Raw genomic sequence first — 475 nt, 5'->3', positions numbered from 1 at the left:
TACCACGTGTCACCGAGCAGGATGAAGCCGGTAACGGCTCCGCCGGTCGCGACGACCAGGATCGAAAACATCATCCAGTAGAAGCCGGTGCGTCGACCGAGCAGTCCCAGATTGCGCACCGTGTGCAGCAGCGAGGAGTATTCGGTTGTGGGGTTCTTCTTGTCTCCACCCGGGCGCGTCCGAATGATTCGGACCGCGGGTGCGGCAGTAGCTTCCGACATGAGGCCTTTGGTAGACGTAAGACTTCTCAGCCAGGGTGTGAGCAATTACTCGTGGAGCAGATACCTCTCAGTGTACGGTCGCGACCCCACCTAACACCAAGTTTTCACACACTATTCCCAGTCATTATATGCCATTCTGAGAATATATCAAGCCTGACCTATCTCCAACTGGGCATCCATGTATGAAGCTGCCAGAAGGTGAACGATGTCTGGGTTCCCGTCCACAGTGGGTAAAAAAAGACGCTGATCAGAAG

Annotated in this window: 1 pseudogene; it reads right to left on the bottom strand. The window is 54.7% G+C overall.

What is annotated here, in order from left to right:
* Positions 1-221: pseudogene (locus JF66_RS20075) on the bottom strand (acyl-CoA desaturase); the annotation flags it as partial.
* Between the last annotated feature and the right edge of the window lie 254 nt (positions 222-475).

This window comes from Cryobacterium sp. MLB-32 (assembly GCF_000738085.1).
Taxonomy (GTDB): Bacteria; Actinomycetota; Actinomycetes; order Actinomycetales; family Microbacteriaceae; genus Cryobacterium.
Note: the sequence above shows the minus strand (reverse complement) of the source record. Positions and strands in the feature narration are given on the sequence as shown.